The sequence below is a fragment of the Pseudomonas entomophila genome, assembly GCF_018417595.1.
Taxonomy (GTDB): Bacteria; Pseudomonadota; Gammaproteobacteria; order Pseudomonadales; family Pseudomonadaceae; genus Aquipseudomonas; species Aquipseudomonas entomophila_C.
The window spans coordinates 3808995-3828126 of record NZ_CP070982.1; the positions used below are offsets into that span (position 1 = coordinate 3808995).

The window sequence follows — 19132 nt, forward strand, 5'->3', positions numbered from 1 at the left end:
CTGCGCGAGTGCGACGTCATGAACGAGGACCGCTACATGAATGCATCCCTGCACCCTCTCAAGCAGCCTTCGATGCTGCGCCAACTGCTGGCCACCGAAGCGGCCGGCGGCGTGTTGCTGATGTTCACCGCCGCCCTGGCCATCATCATCGCCAACAGCCCCTGGGCCAGCGCCTACCAGCACCTGCTGCACCTGCCGGTCGGCCCGGTAATGACCGACAAGCTCGGCCCGATGACCGTGCATATGTGGATCAACGATGGCCTGATGGCGATCTTCTTCCTGCTGGTGGGCCTGGAGATCAAGCGCGAGCTGGTCGACGGCCGCCTGTCCAGCTGGGAGCAACGCCGCCTGCCAGCCTTGCCGGCGCTGATGGGCATGGCCGTGCCCGCCCTGATCTACCTGGCCGTCTCCCGCGGCGAGCCTGGGCTGGCCGGTGGCTGGGCGATTCCCGCCGCCACCGACATCGCCTTTGCCGTCGGCGCCCTGGCGCTGCTCGGCAAGCATGCGCCGCTGTCGCTGAAAGTGATGCTGGTTTCGGTGGCGATCATCGACGACATGGGCGCGGTGGCGATCATCGCGGTGTTCTACACCTCGTCGATCAACCTGCTGGCGCTGGCCGGCGCCGCCGGCATCGTCGCCGTACTGCTGGCTTTCAACCGCCTGCGCGTGGTGGCCCTGTGGCCGTACCTGATCGGTGTCGCCGCGCTGTGGTACGTCACCCTGCTGTCGGGCGTGCACGCCACCATCGCCGGCGTGGTCGGCGCGCTGCTGATCCCCTACAGCGCCGGTAGCGGTGCCGAGCGCGAAGCCAGCCCGCTGCTCAAGCTGGAGCACGGCCTGGCCCCCTGGGTGGGCTTCCTGATCGTCCCGGTGTTCGGTTTCGCCAATGCCGGCGTGTCGTTCGGCGACCTGGGCTGGAGCGACATCTTCGCCCCGCTGCCGCTGGCCATCGCCCTGGGCCTGCTGCTGGGCAAGCAGCTGGGGGTGTTCGCTGGCGTGCTGCTGGCGGTGAAGAGCGGCCTGGCCAGCAAGCCCCGTGGCGCCAGCTGGTTGCAGATCTATGGCGTGGCGATGCTGTGCGGTATCGGCTTCACCATGAGCCTGTTCATCGGCGAACTGGCCTTCCCGGGCCAGGCTGAGAAGATCGACGCCGCCAAGATCGGTATCTTGCTGGGGTCGCTGTTGTCGGCGGTGATTGCCTGCCTGATCCTGCGCTTTGCGCCCAAGCAGGCGGAATAACGGAAAGCCCGCTCCCGCAAATCAGGCGTGGGAGCGGGCTTGCCCCGCGATTGAACACACCTCAGCCCCGAACGATCGACACCCCGCCACCGTCCAACTCATCCAGAATTGGTTGAGTTCGTCCTGGCGACGGGCCGTGAGCACGAGCTGCGCGCCGTACCTAGCGGCACCCTGCGCTCTCAGAGCATCAGCTCAGCACCGCCTGGAGGGATATCCATGGCCGAAACCGTTAGGTCGATCATCAACTGCCTTCGTGCCTGCTGTCGTGCTGTTTGAATACTTTCCGGGCTCTCACCCTCCTCCGCACTCTCCAACTTCCGATAATAAACAGCATCCAGCTCCTCAAATTTACCTGGGTAGGCTTTATCCATGTACTCACTCCAGAATGGTTGATCCACCAACCACTCCGCCAGCCCTTCCTGCCCCTTTTCTGCTTCGCGCTGCAACACTTCGTCACGGATACGTCCAATACGCCGCGCATCGAGCAAGGCGTCATGGGAGTACGCCATTTCATCCGCTTCGATAGGCAGTTCCAGGTGCTCTCGCAGTGCCAGTTGATACCCCAAAACCACTTCCAGCGGGTCAACGTTGCGATTGGCTTGCATCCAGGCAGGAATACGCTGCATGACCTGCTCCTCAACCATGTACAGGCGCAACTGACGCCGACCAAAACGCAGCAGCGCCGTCTGAGCCTCGCCTGCTCCAGCGGCCTCTGCGACGCCCCAGGCCTTCATGCGCACCTCCAGCATGCTGAATCGCCACAGATGGCCGTCCTGGCAAGTCAGCCCGTCGTCAACATGCTCGAATAGTTCCTCACGCAAGCCAGGGTTGTCCTGCATCTTTTCCAATATTCGGTAGACACGGTTTGCAAGCGCACGCGGCTGCCGGCGAAAGCCCGCAGTCTGCTGCAATTGACGAAGCAGGAGCATGACGCCTATCGATCTGTCATAGGCTTCCAATTGTGCCCATAAGTGGACCAAGCGTTGACGCACCTCCGTTGGCGCGGCCGTCGCCCACCTTTCAGCCACGAGTTCGGCAGCGTCTTCTCCCTGCGCGACGGAATGCAATCGAGTCAGTTGCGCGTCATCCAGAGGGTTACCCTCGACACGTATTGTTCGGCCAGTCCAGACCGGAAGGCTCATCAGTTCCTGCGGTAAGCGAGCAATCCGGTTGTCCCGAAGGTCCGCCATCTCCAGCAATGTGCAATCCTCAAGGCCGTTGGGCACCGTGTCGATCTGCGTACTATTCAAACGGAGCTTTCGTAACCGGTTCATACCGCTGACAGAAAACGACCTCCCAAGCGGGTTATGTGCAAGATTGATCACTTCAAGGTTCTCGCAACTGGCCAGGACAGTTGCCTGGCCGGCATCCAGTACGATCCGGTTGTTGTACAAATCCAGAACCGTCAGATACCTGAGCGCCAGTTGATTGGGCAATCGCGTCAGCTGATTGCCCGTCAAGCGCAAAATGCGCAGATTTGGAAACGCATCAAAAAAGCCTGGTGGCACACGTGCCAGCCCCATACCTCTGAAGCTAAGTTCGGTCACGTTCGTGAAGACAATGCCTGCTGGCAGATCAGGGAGCCGGCCAGGCTGTAGCCCTGTGAACGCCACCTTCTCAATCGTACCCTCAGGGGTGGGTATGCGGCGCCACGCCTCAAGCAATCGCTTCATGATCTGGGCACGCGCCAGGCGGCTGGCGGAGTCTTGCAAGTTTTCGCCAAGCCAGCGTCGCAGGGCATCCTCCAGTTGCCCTAACTGCTGTCGTAACCTCGACAGTTCCTCCCAAACATTCAAACGGTCCCGCGCCAAACCGTCCAACCACTGCATGATTTCATCGACGTCAAAATGTGGATAGATGCGCCTCACTTCCGGGTACAAAGCACTTGGCCCCAATGCCCGTATCGCCCCTCGACCACTCAAGGGAAAACCGACTCGCTGCTCATCCAATCGTTGCAACGCCGCCAGCGTGCCCTGCCTGGCAGGGCTCAACAACCGCTCGACTTCACGCCGACGCAGGGCAACCTCCTCGCCAATGCGTGCCTGCAACCGGCTCGGAAACGGCTCGCCAAGGGCCATGGATGAGCGCTGGCCGTCATCGAAGGCGCCGGTTATCACGGCAAACAATTCACCGAACATGCCCTTGGCTTCAGCGCCGTGGTAGAGGCCAAACTTCCCATCTGCATGTACGAGTTCAAAACGCTCACCGCTTCCTTGGCTATCAAACAACACCGGCCCCTCACTGCTCCCTTCCAACAGGCGCCAGTGCAGGTTTGGAGCATTCGCAACATGCTTGAGCATGCCCAATGCAACCCGAGCCAGATCAGCCGACTGAGGGGCGTCGATCGAGAATGCCTCATGCACACGGATAGCACGCACATGCAGCGACGTACGACGTGCAGATTCAGCCAGGTGCAGCGGCACGCGTCCGGTTGCAAGAAAGCGTTCGCGATCCGCAGTGCTGGCCAGACGCACCAGTGACGCAGCGGTTGGCGGACTCAGGCTGGGGAAGACCCGAATCAACTTCTCGCTATTCCCGACCTGGCCCGCGCTCCAGGTTTGATACAACGCGCCCAACAGCGAACGACGCTGACGCTGGGCCAGGCTCCCCAGTGCCGGCCCCGATACGCCTTTGGCACCCGGCAATGCCTGAGCGGCCTTCAGCACCTCGGTATCCTCGACAGGCACCCCCAGCCTCAAACGATTACTGAGTTCCCTGACCCGCTCGGCCAACTGCACACGCACTACCGTATCGAGCAAGTCCGCCGGGGGGCCCTCGCCCCGCACGTGCCACTCACGCAAGTGATCGGTGCGCAAGCCATGGATAGCCAAGACCGTCTCGATCTGCTCATCATCCAGCTGACGAAAGGGTTCACCCAACCGACGAAACATGCGATGGGTATCCGACCAACCCGCAGGATCATCACACTGCAGTCGCCAGGTACCTGTTGCGCTGCCACTCAATCGCGGACCATGCCCACTCTGGGGGCATATCTGCCATTGATGGCCCGTAGTCTGCTGCACCGGGTAGTGGTGCCCGTCCATATCGACCCACTGCTCGTTGTTCAAGTGATAGATGCCCTGCGCATCCCTCTGCGCCTCGGCAGATGGCCGGGCTACACGAAATGGGGCCAGGTTCATGGTCCACAGTTTCTGACTTCCATCCTCCAATTGTGCCGCGACCATGCCATCAACCAACTTGGAGCCCGGTTGCAGACGCGCTACCAGAGTGCCACCAGCGGCCATGGCGGCGACCTCCGCTGCTCGTTTACCGACTTCAAAGAAGTGATTCGCGGCTTCATGGGTATCGCCGTCATACCAGTCGTCAATACCCTCAAAGACTTCACTGAGCATCTCCCAGGCAAGTACCGCCAGCAGTCCCAAGGCAATCGCTGGTACGAACAATCCGGCAAGGCCTAGCAACAGCCAACCATCAGAAGCCAGCCGCTGGTGATGGTCCTGCCGCAGTCTGCTGTCCAGGTCCGCCACCGGAGACACCAACACGGCAGCGTCAGCCATGACCTGACGATTGCGCGCCATTGCGAGGTGTTGAAAAAGCGAAGGTGGATAGTCCACCGCATGCTCGTTCAGATCCCGGGTAGCCCACTCGGCAAGATCACCCAGCAATGCGTTGACTTGGGTGAAGAATGCAGAGCGCTGACCCAAGGGTACGAAGCGTTCGAAGAAGGTCTGATACTCAGATTGACGCAGATGCCTCCCCGGACCACGCCGGGCAAATACCGCCAAACTGTCAAACGCCCTCCAAGGTCCATGCGGGTCACCGGGAATGTACACAAGCACGCGCTTGCGGTTTTTGCCAAAGAGCAATCCGTCACGCAAGACGTCCAAGACCACAATTTGTTCGAGCCGGCATCCAAGCAACTCCAGCTGCCTGGCCTTGACCTCATCACCTTCGAGCGTGCCGAGCTTGCCCGTACGGCAAAACTCTGCAATCAGTTCAAACTCAGGCTCCGTGAGCTGCTTGCCGTGATAGTGCGCCTTGTAGGCATCCATCAGCATGTCGGCTTTCAGTGACTGCTCCAACAACGAAGCAACACGCAACTGCTCGCCATCGCTGTGCCATGTGGATTGTAGGACATCGCTCAAATGGTTTTGGTATTGCGCCCCCAAGTCGAGTTCGCGACAGAGGCGGGCGAACTCAATGGCGGAGATCGTGCGAACTTCCTTTCCCTGCTGATCCACCAGGCAATTGCCTTGCCGTTGACCACCTTCGACAGCTTCCGCAGCTGTGAAATTCCAGAGAACGGCCTCCATCAAGGGAATGGATCGGTACTCGACCTCATGAATCGGGACGCGATTGGGCCCCCAACTGGTGACTGGCTTGAACACGCCCTGCTCGAAGCGCATCGACCTGACATCCAAGCGGATACCGTACCGCTGCAGTGCATCTTGCATACGCGGAACGACGAAATTGTCGACGCGCTGAATGGTCCGCAGCCTGGCCTGAATCAATCGACGTGCGCGCAGACTTGATTTCATCGCCTCGCACAACTCATTCAATTGTTCGACCGTCAGAGCCTTGAACCATGAGGGTTGCCTGCTCGCAATCAGATTGTCCTGGTAGGCTTGCGCGAGCAGAGGCAATTCGGCAGCCCCTAACCGGCGTGTGGCGTCTAGCCCAGTCATCTCTATCTTCCTGAATAGCAAAGATGCCAGGCTAAGCACCCGCTCACATGCGTTGTCGCTAATTACTTACCGCGTAGGTCGATGCGCCTTGAGCCGGGCCACCAGCGCTACCTGGAAGGCAACAGTGCGACAGTGATCCTCGCTCACAGCCACCCCTTGGGTGAGGTGCTGCCCAGTGTCGCGAAAGGTCTGCGCAGCAGCCCCAGGATTGCAGATTGAGCCAAGATAACCGGGGCCGCTCCTACAGGAAAAGGCGTGAACCCCAATCACTGTTACCACAAATCAAGCGTGGGAGCGGGCTTGCCCAGCGATTGAACACTGATCGAAGGTCACCCCGCCTGGCTGATCGAATAAGGCCTGTGCAGTGCGGCGGGCGAGTGTCGTAGAGCATGATCATCATGATGGTCGCCACGCAATACACCCTGTGTGTGAAGAAGGAAACCGCCAGCGAGAGCAGATAACCCAGCCACAATCTAATCCCCACTGTGGCCGGGCCAAACTCAGGAATGTACCTTCACCCCCCAAATCCCAGGCACAAAAAAAGAGGCCTTTCGGCCTCTTCTTTGTGATCCCAGCGACGCACTGCGGATCGAATTTGGAGCGGGAAACGAGACTCGAACTCGCGACCCCGACCTTGGCAAGGTCGTGCTCTACCAACTGAGCTATTCCCGCGTCGTGATGGGCGCCATTCTATCGAATTACAGAACGGCGTCAACCCCTTGATTCAAAAAACTTTTATTTCTGCTCCGAACCTTCGCGCAGGTGCGGCCAGGCGGCCAGCAGGTAGTGCACCATCGACACCAGGGTCAGGCCAGCGGCCACCAGCAGCAAACCATAGCCCAGCACCACCCAGAAGGTCAGCACCGGCGGGTTGGCCAGCAGGATCACCAGCGCCAGCATCTGCGCGGCGGTCTTCCACTTGCCCAGGTTCGACACCGCCACGTGCGCCCTCGCCCCCAGCTCGGCCATCCACTCGCGCAGCGCCGAGACCACGATCTCGCGGCCAATGATCACCGCCGCCGGCAGCGTGAGCCAGAAGTTGGCGTGCACCTGCACCAGCAGCACCAAGGCCACGGCCACCATCAGCTTGTCGGCCACCGGGTCGAGGAAGGCGCCGAATGGCGTGCTCTGCTGCAACCGACGGGCCAGGTAGCCGTCGAGCCAGTCGGTGGCGGCGGCGATGGCGAACACCGTGCTGGCGGCCATGTAGCTCCAGTGATAGGGCACATAGAACAGCAGGATGAAGATCGGGATGAGCAGGACGCGTAGAACGGTGAGCAGGTTTGGAATATTCATCGGTACGACTGGCTGCGAGTTGAGCCCGGCATTCTACTCGCTATGCAGGCTGGCATAAATCGACTCGGCAAGCTTTTTACTGATGCCCGGGGCTTTGGCGATCTCGTCGATACTGGCGCGGTTGAGCTCCTGCAGGCCGCCGAAATGTTTCAGCAGGTCGCGGCGGCGCTTCGGTCCGACCCCGGCCACATCTTCCAGGCTCGAGGTACGGCGGGCCTTGCCGCGGCGGGCGCGGTGGCCGGTAATGGCAAAACGGTGGGCTTCGTCGCGGATCTGCTGGATCAGGTGCAAGGCTGGCGAGTCGCCCTTGAGGGTGAACTCATGGGCCACGTCGTTGAGGTACAGGGTCTCGAAACCGGCCTTGCGGGTCACGCCCTTGGCCACCCCCAGCAGCGTCAGGTCACCGAAGCCCAGTTCCTGCATCACGTCGCGGGCCATGTTCAGCTGGCCCTTGCCGCCGTCCACCAGCAGCACGTCGGGCAGCTTGCCCTCGCCGTCCTTGATCCGCCCATAGCGCCGCTGCAGGGCCTGGTGCATCGCTGCGTAGTCGTCGCCAGCAGTGACGCCTTCGATGTTGAAGCGGCGGTAGTCGGACTTGAGCGGGCCTTCGGGGCCGAACACCACGCAACTGGCCACGGTGGCTTCGCCGCTGGAGTGGCTGATGTCGTAGCACTCCAGGCGCTGCGGCACTTCGTCCAGGTCGAGCACCTGGGCCAATGCCTCGAAGCGCGCGGCCATGTGCTGGCGGTTGGCCAGGCGGGCGTTGAGGGCCTGCTCGGCGTTGGTCACCGCCAGCTGCTGCCAGCGCGCCCGGGTACCGCGCACCCGGTGGCTGATGCTGAGCTCGCGGCCGCGCAGCGTCTGCACGGCCTCGGTGATGGCCTCGAAGTCTTCGTGCACCACGTTGACGATCAGTTCGCCCGGCAGTTCGCGTTCGGCATTGCCGAGGTAGTACTGGGAAAGAAATGCGGCCATGACTTCGGCCACTTCTTCCTCGATACCCACCTGCGGGAAGAAATTCTTGCTGCCCAGCACCCGACCGCCGCGTACGCTGATCAGGTGCACGCAAGCGCCGCCCGGGTTGACGAAGGCCGCCACCACGTCGACATCGCCCGAACCGCCTTCCATGTACTGCTGGTCCTGGACCCGGCGCAGCAAAGCGATCTGGTCGCGCAGTTCGGCGGCCTTCTCGAAGTTCAGGGCCATGGCGGCCTTTTCCATCTCGGCATTGAGCTCGTTGCCCAGCTGCTGGCTGCGGCCTTCGAGGAACATCACCGAGTGGCGCACGTCCTCGGCGTACTCCTCGGGCGTCACCAGGCCCACGCACGGGCCCTTGCAGCGCTTGATCTGGTACTGCAGGCACGGGCGGGTGCGGTTGGCGTAGTAGCTGTCCTCGCACTGGCGCACCGAGAACGCCTTCTGCAACAGGCTCAGGCTCTCGCGGATGGCGCCGGCGCTGGGGTACGGGCCGAAATAGCGGCCCTTGGCCTTCTTCGCACCACGGTGGATGCCCAGGCGTGGGAATTCACCGTCGGACAGGAACACGTACGGGTAGGACTTATCGTCGCGCAGCAGGATATTGTAGGGCGGCCGCCATTCCTTGATCAGCGTCTGTTCGAGCAGCAGCGCTTCGGTTTCGTTGGCGGTGATGGTGGTTTCCACCTGGGCGATGCGCCCCACCAGGGCAGCCGTCTTCGGCGCCAGGCCGGTCTTGCGGAAATAACTGGCCAGGCGTTTCTTGAGGTTCTTGGCCTTGCCCACATACAGCAGCCGGGCTTCGCCGTCGAACATCCGGTACACGCCCGGGCGACCGCTGCAGGTCGCCAGGAACGCGCTTGCGTCAAAAGGTTGTGACATGAGGTGTGCTTAAAGACTTGCGTCGACCATACCGTGACGGACGGCCAGCAAGGTCAGTTCGACGTCGCTGGTGACCGAGAGTTTTTCGAAGATTCGATAACGGTAAGTATTGACGGTCTTGGGGGACAGACACAACTTGTCGGAGATGATCTGCACTTTCTGACAGCCGACGATCATCAGGGCGATCTGGATCTCTCGCTCCGACAGGGCGTCGAACGGCGAGCCCTGGGGCTGGAACGACTTCAACGCCAGTTGCTGGGCGATCTGCGGGCAGATGTAGCGCTGGCCGGCGAAGGCCAGGCGAATCGCCTGGACCATTTCGTCGAGCCCGGCCCCCTTGGTGAGGTAGCCGGCGGCGCCCGCCTGCAGCAACCGGGTGGGGAACGGGTCTTCCTCGCACACGGTCACCGCGACCACTTTCGTGTCCGGATGGCTGCGCAGCAGCTTGCGCGTTGCCTCCAGGCCGCCGATCCCTGGCATCTTCACGTCCATCAGGACCACGTCGGGCTTGAGCTCACGGGCGAGTTTGAGGGCGGACTCGCCGGAGTCCGCCTCCCCCACCACTTGCAGGCCGTCGATGTCGGCCAGCATGCGCGTGATGCCGGTACGCACCAGATCGTGATCGTCGACCACCAGGACCCTAATCAAGCAGACACCTCGTTAGTGGGGCGATTGGATCCCGCCACCTTAACAAAAAATTTCACGGCGAACCTAGCGCAAAGCGTCATGGAAGTACGCCTGCCGGTCGAGGCGCCGTACCCGCGGCGCATCCGGCCCGTCCATTTCACCTGCCAGGCGGTTGAGCAGGTGCCATACCGCAGCCTGGTCGGCCGATGGCAAACGCCGAAAGGCGCCGAGCAGACGGTCTTCGTCGGCGGTCAGGCTGTCCAGCGGCGCGGGGGTGCAGACCCCGCTCAACACGTACAGCGCATCGACGCCCTTGGCCGCCACGGCGGCGAGGTAGTCCATGCGGGGGGTGCGTTCGCCGCTTTCATACTTGCCCTGGGCATTGGGCTCTACCCCTCCGATATCGCCGAATACGCGCTGGGTCAGGCCCAGGCGTTCGCGCTCTTCTCGTAGGCGGGGACCAAATCCGTTCATCTGCTTGCCTCCTTTGCATGGATGGTAGACGGGTGCATCCAGCACCCGAGTGAATGCGTCTGCATTCGCACGGCACTATGCCAATTGGATCCAATCCTTGCAAGCCATCATTGCGCCACGCCACTGCCCCGCCCCTGAAAGCCGGGGCAATCGGTAAGTGCAATGAGTGATGTTGTCTGGCACCGGCTTTGCCAGTGTTCGCAGGCTTTGCCGGTGCCTGCAGGAAGCGTACTAAACAACAAAAAATGAGGACTGAGAGGCATGAAAGAGCCCATGGAAACACAGGGAACAGTGGTGACATTGGCGCCATTTTATCGTCAAACATGAGGTCAGCATTTTTTTGACGCCCAACTTTCACAAACTTTAAGTGACTGTTTTTATTGAAATTTACTGAAATCAGAAGAAACTTTTAAAAAACATCAAACTTGCAGAATGCCAGTACTTGCCTAACTAAGAAAAACCTCCTTAGGATGTAAAAAGACAACCAGGAACAGCCTGCACCGCCTTATCCAAGCGCGGCTTGATCGTGCACGTCTGCCACATCGACAACTTCAATGAATGGACTATCTCGGCTGGCTTGCGCCGCGCCTGAGGGAGAGGGATCTATGAACATCAGCATCTTCGGACTTGGCTATGTGGGGGCGGTGTGCGCCGGGTGCCTGTCGGCCCGTGGGCACCAGGTACTGGGGGTGGATGTCGCCCAGGACAAGATCGACCTGATCAACCAGGGCCGCTCGCCGATCGTCGAGCCGGGCCTCGAGCAGCTGCTGCTCGACGGCGTGCGCCAGGGCCGCCTGCGTGGCACCACCGATGTGCAGACGGCGATCCTGGCCACCGACCTGTCGCTGCTGTGCGTGGGCACCCCCAGCAAGAAAAACGGCGACCTCGACCTGGTGTACATGGAGGCGGTGTGCCGGGAGATCGGCGCGGCGCTGCGCGACAAGGCCAGCCGTCACACCGTGGTGGTGCGCAGTACGGTACTGCCAGGTACGGTGAAGAATGTGGTCATCCCCCTGCTGGAACAGGCCTCGGGCAAACGGGCCGGCGTCGACTTCGGCGTGGCGGTCAACCCGGAGTTCCTGCGCGAGAGCACGGCGATCCTGGACTACGACTTCCCGGCCATGACCGTGATCGGCGAGCTCGACACGCAGTCCGGCGACCTGCTCGCCTCGCTGTACCAGGGCCTCGACGCCCCGGTGATCCGCAAGTCGGTCGAAGTCGCCGAGCTGATCAAGTACACCTGCAACGTGTGGCACGCCACCAAGGTGAGCTTCGCCAACGAGATCGGCAACATCGCCAAGGCCTCGGGCGTGGATGGCCGCGAAGTGATGGACGTGGTCTGCCAGGACTTCAAGCTCAACCTGTCGCGCTATTACCTGCGCCCCGGCTTCGCCTTCGGCGGCTCGTGCCTGCCCAAGGACGTGCGCGCCCTCACCTACCGCGCCGGCCAGCTGGACGTCGAGCATCCGCTGCTGGCCTCGATCATGGCCAGCAACCGCTACCAGGTACAGCACGCCTTCGACCTGGTGACGCAATACGGCAAACGCAAGATCGCCCTGCTCGGTTTGGCGTTCAAGGCCGGCAGCGACGACCTGCGCGAAAGCCCGCTGCTGACCCTGGCCGAACAATTGATCGGCACCGGCCACGACCTGCGCATCTTCGACGCCAACGTCGAGCACGCCCGCCGCGTCGGTGCCAACCGCCAGTACATCGAGCAACAGATCCCCCATGTCAGCGCCCTGCTGCGCAGCGACCTGGCGCAGGTGATCGACGAGGCCGAGGTGATCGTGCTGGGAAACAACGACGAACGCTTCGCCCAGGCGCTCGCGGCCGAGCGCGGCAAGCAGGTGATCGACCTGGTCGGTTTCATGACCGGGCCGAGCAACGCCCGGCACCAGGGCATCTGCTGGTAAACCCCGCCGCACTCAGGAGCGACAAGCACATGGAACGACAGCATCAGCGGCCCGCCGAGGCCCCGGGGTACCTGCGCGCGGCCGCCCGCTTCTGCGCCTGGGCGCTACTCGCCGGGTTGATCGCGCTGGCCGCGCAGATGGTCGCGCCGCAGTACCTGGACCCCAGCCACCACCTGTTCATCTTCATCATCGGCACCCTGGGCATGTGGCGCTATGGCAACGCCATCGTCCACTACCTGCGCGGCATGTACTTCCTGCACTGGCGCTTCCCGCGCCTGCGCCGCCAGGTCGAACGCCTGGGCGACGCGGCCTTGCCGTCGCACCTGTTCATGGTGGTGACCAGCTTTCGCATCCCCACTCGCACCACCTTCAAGGTGTACCAGTCGGTGTTCCAGGAAGTGCAGCGGCTGAACGTACCGTGCACGGTGATTGCCTCGATCGTCGAGAAGGGCGATGAACAGTTCGTCAAGGATATCCTGCGCAGTGAAGTGCAGGGGCGCGACGACATCAACCTGGTAATCGTCCGAGCCCGCGGCACCGGCAAGCGGGACGGACTGGCCCATGCCTTCCGTGCCCTGTCGCGGCAGATGCCGCTGGAGGATGCGGTGGTGGGCGTGGTCGACGGCGACACGATGATGCTGCCAGGTTGCGTCGAACGGGCGGTGAAGCTGTTCGCCCTGCTGCCCGACGTGGGCGGCCTGACCACCAACGAGTTCTGCGAGGTCGAGGGTAGCCGCTGGATGCGCCAGTGGCATTCGATGCGCTTCGTCCAGCGGCATATCAACATGTGCTCGATGGCCTTGTCGCACCGGGTGCTGACCCTCACCGGACGGCTGTCGTTCTTCCGCGCCGGTGTGATGACCGACCCGGCGTTCATCCGCGACGTGGAAGCCGACTTCCTCGAACACTGGCGCCTGGGCCGCTTCCAGTTCCTCACCGGCGACGACAAGTCCAGCTGGCTGAGCCTGATGCGCGCCGGCTGGGACACCTTCTATGTGCCCGACAGCCACACCCTGACCGTCGAGCACCCGCCCAGCGACAGCTTCTGGGTCGCCACCCGGCAATTGATGTTCCGCTGGTACGGCAACTCGCTGCGGCAGAACTTCCGCGCCACTGCCCTGCTCGGCCGCGCGCGCCTGGGGTTGTTCACGCTCTACGTACTGCTCGACCAGCGGGTGTCGATGTGGACCTGCCTGATGGGCCTGACCGCCTCGCTGGTGGCGGGCCTGGTGTTCGGCATCCAGTACCTGCTGGTGTACCTGTTCTGGGTACTGGTCTCGCGCAGCCTGGTGACGGTGCTGTTCGTGTTCGCCGGGCACCCGGTCAGCCCGATGTACCCGTTCGTTCTCTATTACAACCAGATCGTCGGTTCGCTGATGAAGGTCTACGCGATGTTCCACATGGACCAGCAACGCTGGACGCGGCAGAAGACCACCCTGGCCACCGGCAGCGTCGACTTCGACGCCAGCCTCAACCGCTGGTCCTCGAAGGCGATGCTGTGCGCGTCTGTCGCCCTGTTCTTCGGGGTCATCACCGTTCTCCTGGAACTCTCGCACCGTTAAGGAAAGGCGCCTGCACATGAGTACTTCGAACACCCCAACGGCCACTATCGTCCACGAGGCCATCGACGAGCGGCAGTACGTGCGCACCCGGATGAACGCCCGCGTGCGCCTGTCCACGAAAGGCCGCGAGCCCTTCGCGGCGGATCTGCAGGATATCTCCCTGGGCGGTATCGGCCTGTTGCACGAGGCACCGCTGACCGTGGGCGCGCTGTACGACGCATCGATCCAGTTGCGCCTGAACCAGGTCGACCTGGCCATCGACGCCAAGGTGCGCATCGTCTCCCAGCGCGGCCAGGAGGTCGGCGCCCAGTTCGTCGACCTCGACGCACAGAAGCGCGACATCCTGCGCTACCTGATCAGCGCCTACCTGTCGGGCGAGGTCGCCGACATCGATGGCCTGTTCAACGTGATGCAGCGCGAGAACTACATCAAGGCGCGCAAGCACCAGCAGGCCAGCGCGCGCACCCCGGGCGAGCGCCTGAAGGCCGTGGCTGGTACGGCGCTGTACACCGCGGCGGGCCTGGCAGCGCTGGGCTTCGTCGCCTACAAGAGCTATTTGCTGTTCTTCCGTATCCCGGCGGTCCAGGCCACGGTGGCGGCCAACGCCCAGGTGATCAGCATGCCGGACAACGGCTACGTGAAGTACCTGCTGCCGGCCGGCGCCACCGAGGTGCGGGCCGGCCAGCCGCTGGCGAACATCTCCACCCAGCTGGCCACCAGTTTCACCAGCCCGGCAGACATGAAGGCCCTGGCCGACCTCGCGCCCGGCGACCTGCAGGCGCTGCTGGGGCGCGCCAGCATCGAGACGGTGATCAACAGCCCGTGCGACTGCCAGGTCTGGTATCCGTCGCAACCGCTGGATGGCTTCGGCTACAAGGCCGCGCCGATGCTGCACCTGCTGCCGAAACACGAGGGCCTGTTCGTGCGCGCCAACGTGCCGTTCGACAAGCTCGCCGATGTGAGCCGCGTGCGCTCGGTGGACATGCAGGTATTCGGCCTCGACCAGCACTTCAGCGGCACGCTGGTGGATGCCCGCTCCGACGAGGTCAACCGCAACCTGGCCCTGACCATCCAGCCAGACAGCCCGCTGCCGGCGGCGGCCTACCAGAAGGCGGTGGCGGTCGACCTGTACCTGGGCCTGCCGTTCGGCAGCGGCAACTGAGGGCAGGCCATGAACGCCAAGAACACGCCGCGCCTGCTGCTGGCCGGCCTGGGCCTGATCTGGGCCGGCAGCGCCTGCGCAGGGCAGAGCCTGGAGCAGATCCGCTACGCGCTGTACAAGGACCCGGCGGCCGATGTCGTGGCCGACCTGCGTCAGCTCGCCGACCGTGGCGACCTGGCCTCCAAGCAGTTGCTTGGCGATGTGCTGGCCAACAGCGACGGCGCCAACCGTCAGGAGATCGTGCGCCTGTACCAGGAAGCCTTCGCCGACGGCCATGGCCAGATCCCGGCGCTCGCCTCGCTGGCGCGCTTGCTCGACCGTACTGCGCGCCTGCAGCGCAGCCACGAGGCGTGGGTGCGCCAAGCTCTGACCCGCTTCCCCAACGGTCTCGACCCGCGCAGTACAAGTACCAGCCTGGAGGTGTTCCTGGTCTACCCGCAGCAGTTCCCCGGCGAACGCGCCGCCGAACTGCTGGCGCTGTACGAGCAGAGCTGCCTGCTCAATTGCCGTGCCGAGCTGTACCGCGCCGTGGTCGCCGAACGCCAGGGCGAACGCGCCGAAGCCGAACGCTGGTACCGCAAGGCCGCGCGCATCGACCCACGCGGCGTCGAGCGCTACTACCGCTTCCTGGGCGAGCGCCAGGACACAGCCTTTCTGGACTTCGCCCGCAGCCTGGAGCCCGAAATGGCCGGTTTGCCGGTGGAGGTCGTGCACCGCATCGGCGCGCTGCTGGACAACATCCACGGCGTGTTCCGTGGCGAACTGGAGGCCGAGCGCGAACAACGCCAGGGCAGCGCCATGGGCCCCAAGGTCGAGCCGACACCTGAACAACTGGCCCGCGACAAGGCCAACGAAAAGCTGCGCGCCGACGGTATCGCCGAAGCCCAGCGCTGGCTGGACCATGCGGTCGCCCGTGGCTACCTGCCGGCGCTGGTGTCCAAGGCCAACTTCATGATCTCCAACCCCACCGAGCACAACGCCGAAGAAACCCAGGCGCTGATCGCCCAGGTGCGGGCCAAGGAGCCGACCCGGGCCAAGGCGCTGGAGGCGGCGTTCTACATGGTCAACAACTGGCTGACCCTCGACCCGGAAAAAGCCCAGGTGCTGATCGACGAACTGATCGCCGCCCGCTACCCCGACGCCCAGTTGCTGCTGGGTGACCTGTACAGCAAGGGCGGCCTCGACCAGCCCGACCAGCAACGCGCCATCGCCGTCTGGCAGGCCCAGGCCGAACAGGGCGCCACCGCCGCCTGGTACCGCATGGCCACCGTGTACCTGCGCGGCCGTGCGATCTGCCACGACCCGGTCAAAGCCTACACCTACGCGCGCATCGCCCTGGACCTGGGCGAGACCCGCGCCCGTGGCCTGCTCAAACGGCTGGACAAGACCCTGCCCAAGGATGATATCGAGCGCGCCCTGGCCGCACGCAACGATCTGTTGAAGGAAGCCCCCCTGTGAAAGCGCACCACCCCCTGCTCGGCGCCCTGCTCGCCCTGGCACCGTTGCCAACGGCCCTGGCGCTCGAGGAAGTCACCGGCCCCGAAGCCGACAGCAGCGCACCCGTGCGCGTGGCCAGCGCCGACGAACCAGCGATCACTTCGGAAGTCTTCAACAAGTTCACCGTGCAGGCCGGCTATGGCCCGCAGGACTCGCAGGTCGGGCGTGATCGCGAGACCTTCTACAGCCTGCGCTACGAGCCATCGTTCGCCTGGTACTCGCCGGAAAAACGCTGGGCCAGGTGGATGGTCTATGGCCGCCTGTGGCTGAACTACGACTCCAGCCAGTCGAGCAACCTGGCCAACGAATCGACCAACAACAACGAACGCGAGCAGCCTGAAGGCTGGTACGCCGAGCTGCGCGAGCTGTACGTCAAACGCAACCTGATCGGCGACGACCCGCGCTTCTCGTTGTCGCTCGGCCGCCAGCGCTTCCACGACGACTACGGCATCTGGTGGGACGACAGCCTGGAGTCGCTGCGTTTCAACTACCAGGACACCTTCTCCGACGCCTTCGTCGCGGTCGGGCAGAAATTTCGCAACTACAACACCGACGTCAATGCGCTGGCCGCCAGCGAGGCACGCACGCTGTACCTCATGGGCCAGTACGCCTATCGCTGGAGCCCGAATAACCAGGCCGGCCTGCGCCTGATGCAGGAAAACGACCGCAGCGGCCACGACATCGACGACCGCTACGACTTCAAGGGCTGGCGCTACGGGCTGTTCTTCAAGGGCGACCACTTGCCACTGGCCAGTGACTACCACCTGGAGCTGGCGGCGCTGGACGGCACGATGGACAACACCGCCGGCAACGGCGTCACCAGCACGGGGCACAGCAGTCGCGGCTGGGCGGCATTGGGCGAGCTCGGCAAGCGCTTCGATACCCTGCCCTGGACGCCGCGCGTGGCCCTGCGCGGCGGCCTGACCGACAAGCCGGACAACGACAACGACGGTTTTCGCCTCAACCCGATCCAGTCCGACCGCATCACCCGCCAGGGCGCTTACAGCACGCGCCTGACCAGCGCGTTCGTCGCCCTCGACCTGCGCAACCTGAGCTACTACGGCATCGCCCTGGAAACCCGCCCCACCCCGCGCAGCGCCCTGGACCTGCGGGTCACCCAGCTCAACCTGCGCGACCCGGGCGGTGCCCTGCCGATCCGCCTGGCCGCCGATGCCCGCGCCCGGCGCCAGAGCGAACTCAACGCCGGCCTGCACGGCAAGGGCGGCAACGTCGGGCAGATGATCGACCTCAACTACTACTGGAAAATGTTCCCGGTCGCCCTCGACGGCAAGCACCTGGACGTCAACACCCTGGTCAGCGCCAGCTACCTCAACGCAGGCAGCGCGCTGGACACCGGCGACGACTACCAACTGAGCGTCGGCGTCGTGATCAGCTACTGAGGGCGGACCGACATGATCTTCGCTTCCAATGTGTTCCTGTTCCTCTACCTGCCCCTGTTCCTGGCCATCTACTACCTGGTCCGGCCGCGGTGGCGCTCGCTGGTGATCGTGGCCGCCAGCTACATTTTCTACGCCTGGTGGCGCCCGGACTTCCTGCTGCTGTTCGTCGCCATCACCGCTTGGAACTACGGTTTCGGCCTGGGCATCAAGGCGCGCCTGGACAGCGCTGACAAACGCGGGGCCTTGCGCCTGCTGTGGCTTGGCGTGGCCGGCAACCTGGCCACGCTCGGCTACTTCAAGTACGCCAATTTCGGCGCCGAGGTGCTGGCCCTGCTGCTGGCGCCGCTGGGCATCGATACCTGGACCCTGGAAAACATCTTCCTGCCGCTGGGCATCTCGTTCTATGTGTTCCATGCCCTGAGCTACATCGTCGACATCTACCGCAAGGACGCCACGCCGACCCGCAGCTTCATCGACTTCGCCGCCTTCGTCGCGCTGTTCCCGCACCTGGTGGCAGGCCCGATCCTGCGCTACAGCCAGTTGGCACCGCAACTGCGCCAGCGCAGCCACTCACTGGAGCTGTTCTCCCTGGGCGTGTGCCGCTTCATGCTCGGCTTCATCATGAAGGTGCTGATCGCCGACCGTCTGGCGCCGATCAACGCGCTATTCGTCGGCGAAGGCACGCTGCAGTTCAGCGATGCCTGGTTCGGCCTGGTGGTGTCGACGTTGCAGCTGTACTTCGATTTCGCCGGCTACAGCCATATGGCCCTGGGCCTGGCCTTGATGATGGGGTTTCGCTTCCCGGAAAACTTCAATCAACCCTACGTGTCGCAGAGCATCACCGAGTTCTGGTCGCGCTGGCACATGACCCTCGCGCATTTTCTGCGCGACTACGTGTACCTGCCGCTGGTGCGCAAGCGCGTGGCCGGCGCCCTGCCGGCGCTGGTCTGGACCATGTTGCTGTCCGGGCTGTGGCACGGCGCGAGCTTCGCCTTCATCTGCTGGGGGTTGTTCTTCGGGGTGGGGATGGTGCTGGAGCGTAAGTTCGGCCTGGCCACCAAGCTCAACACGCCTTACCGCCTGGGGCGCAACCTGCGCACGGCGCTGCTGATCACCTTCAGCATGCCGCTGTTCTTCACCATGGACCTGCGCCACAGCCTCGCCATCTACCAGGCGTTGCTGGGTTTCAACGGCCTCGGCTCGCTGGAGCTGTACGTGCTGGGGGCCTCGAAGATGGCCATGAGTTTCGCCGTGGTGGCGCTGGCCTGGCTGGTGCTGGCGGGGATCAACAACGTGCGGTTCTACGCCGGCAACCAGGACGGCTACTTCATGCGCCATGTGGGTGTGCTGCACAGCCTGTTGCTGTGGGGCGGCTTCCTGCTGGCGCTGAGCAGCCTGGCGGCCAGTTCGTTCTCGCCGTTCCTGTATTTCCAGTTCTAGGAGATCCCTGCTGGGGTGC

The 19132-nt window shown here is 63.4% G+C and carries 12 protein-coding genes and 1 tRNA gene; 7 read left to right on the forward strand and 6 right to left on the reverse strand.

Annotated elements, in window-relative coordinates:
• Positions 1 to 36: 36 nt before the first annotated feature.
• Positions 37 to 1239, forward strand: coding sequence for a Na+/H+ antiporter NhaA (gene nhaA, locus JYG34_RS16475; protein WP_213657457.1), 1203 nt, complete (start codon positions 37 to 39; stop codon positions 1237 to 1239).
• A 179-nt stretch (positions 1240 to 1418) separates the two neighbouring features.
• Here nhaA and JYG34_RS16480 read toward each other — a convergent pair whose 3' ends face one another.
• The 6 genes from JYG34_RS16480 to JYG34_RS16505 form a co-directional block, all read right to left on the reverse strand.
• Positions 1419 to 5885 carry an NEL-type E3 ubiquitin ligase domain-containing protein gene (locus JYG34_RS16480; RefSeq protein WP_213657458.1) on the reverse strand — a complete coding sequence of 1489 codons (4467 nt, stop codon included), beginning with the start codon at positions 5883 to 5885 and terminating at the stop codon, positions 1419 to 1421.
• 596 nt (positions 5886 to 6481) lie between these two features.
• Positions 6482 to 6557, reverse strand: a tRNA-Gly gene (locus JYG34_RS16485).
• A 63-nt stretch (positions 6558 to 6620) separates the two neighbouring features.
• Positions 6621 to 7181, reverse strand: a complete 561-nt coding sequence (gene pgsA, locus JYG34_RS16490; RefSeq protein WP_011534581.1) for a CDP-diacylglycerol--glycerol-3-phosphate 3-phosphatidyltransferase — start codon at positions 7179 to 7181, stop codon at positions 6621 to 6623.
• Between the two features lie 33 nt (positions 7182 to 7214).
• The gene (gene uvrC, locus JYG34_RS16495; protein ID WP_213657459.1) at positions 7215 to 9038 is read right to left on the reverse strand and encodes an excinuclease ABC subunit UvrC; all 1824 of its coding nucleotides are present in this window, start codon (positions 9036 to 9038) and stop codon (positions 7215 to 7217) included.
• A 9-nt stretch (positions 9039 to 9047) separates the two neighbouring features.
• The gene (gene gacA / locus JYG34_RS16500) at positions 9048 to 9686 is read right to left on the reverse strand and encodes a response regulator transcription factor GacA (protein WP_011534583.1); all 639 of its coding nucleotides are present in this window, start codon (positions 9684 to 9686) and stop codon (positions 9048 to 9050) included.
• Between the two features lie 63 nt (positions 9687 to 9749).
• Positions 9750 to 10139 (reverse strand): helix-turn-helix domain-containing protein, encoded by a 390-nt coding sequence (locus JYG34_RS16505; RefSeq protein ID WP_011534584.1) that lies wholly within the window; start codon positions 10137 to 10139, stop codon positions 9750 to 9752.
• A gap of 605 nt (positions 10140 to 10744) precedes the next feature.
• Between JYG34_RS16505 and JYG34_RS16510 the strand changes: the two genes are divergently transcribed.
• From JYG34_RS16510 to JYG34_RS16535, 6 genes are read left to right on the forward strand one after another with little or no spacing between them, the layout of a single operon-like run.
• Entirely contained in the window at positions 10745 to 12052 is a 1308-nt protein-coding gene (locus tag JYG34_RS16510; protein ID WP_213657460.1) for a nucleotide sugar dehydrogenase, read from the forward strand.
• A gap of 29 nt (positions 12053 to 12081) precedes the next feature.
• Positions 12082 to 13614 (forward strand): glycosyltransferase, encoded by a 1533-nt coding sequence (locus JYG34_RS16515; protein WP_213657461.1) that lies wholly within the window; start codon positions 12082 to 12084, stop codon positions 13612 to 13614.
• A 16-nt stretch (positions 13615 to 13630) separates the two neighbouring features.
• On the forward strand, positions 13631 to 14776 hold the full coding sequence (locus JYG34_RS16520; RefSeq protein ID WP_213657462.1) for a PilZ domain-containing protein: 1146 nt from the start codon (positions 13631 to 13633) through the stop codon (positions 14774 to 14776).
• 9 nt (positions 14777 to 14785) lie between these two features.
• A complete protein-coding gene (locus JYG34_RS16525) occupies positions 14786 to 16234 on the forward strand; it encodes an SEL1-like repeat protein (protein WP_213657463.1) in 1449 nt (482 codons plus the stop codon).
• Complete coding sequence (locus JYG34_RS16530; RefSeq protein ID WP_213657464.1) at positions 16231 to 17673, forward strand: alginate export family protein; 1443 nt, start codon at positions 16231 to 16233, stop codon at positions 17671 to 17673. Before JYG34_RS16525 ends, JYG34_RS16530 begins: the two co-directional genes overlap by 4 nt.
• A gap of 12 nt (positions 17674 to 17685) precedes the next feature.
• Positions 17686 to 19113, forward strand: coding sequence for an MBOAT family O-acyltransferase (locus JYG34_RS16535; protein ID WP_213657465.1), 1428 nt, complete (start codon positions 17686 to 17688; stop codon positions 19111 to 19113).
• Positions 19114 to 19132 lie beyond the last annotated feature (19 nt).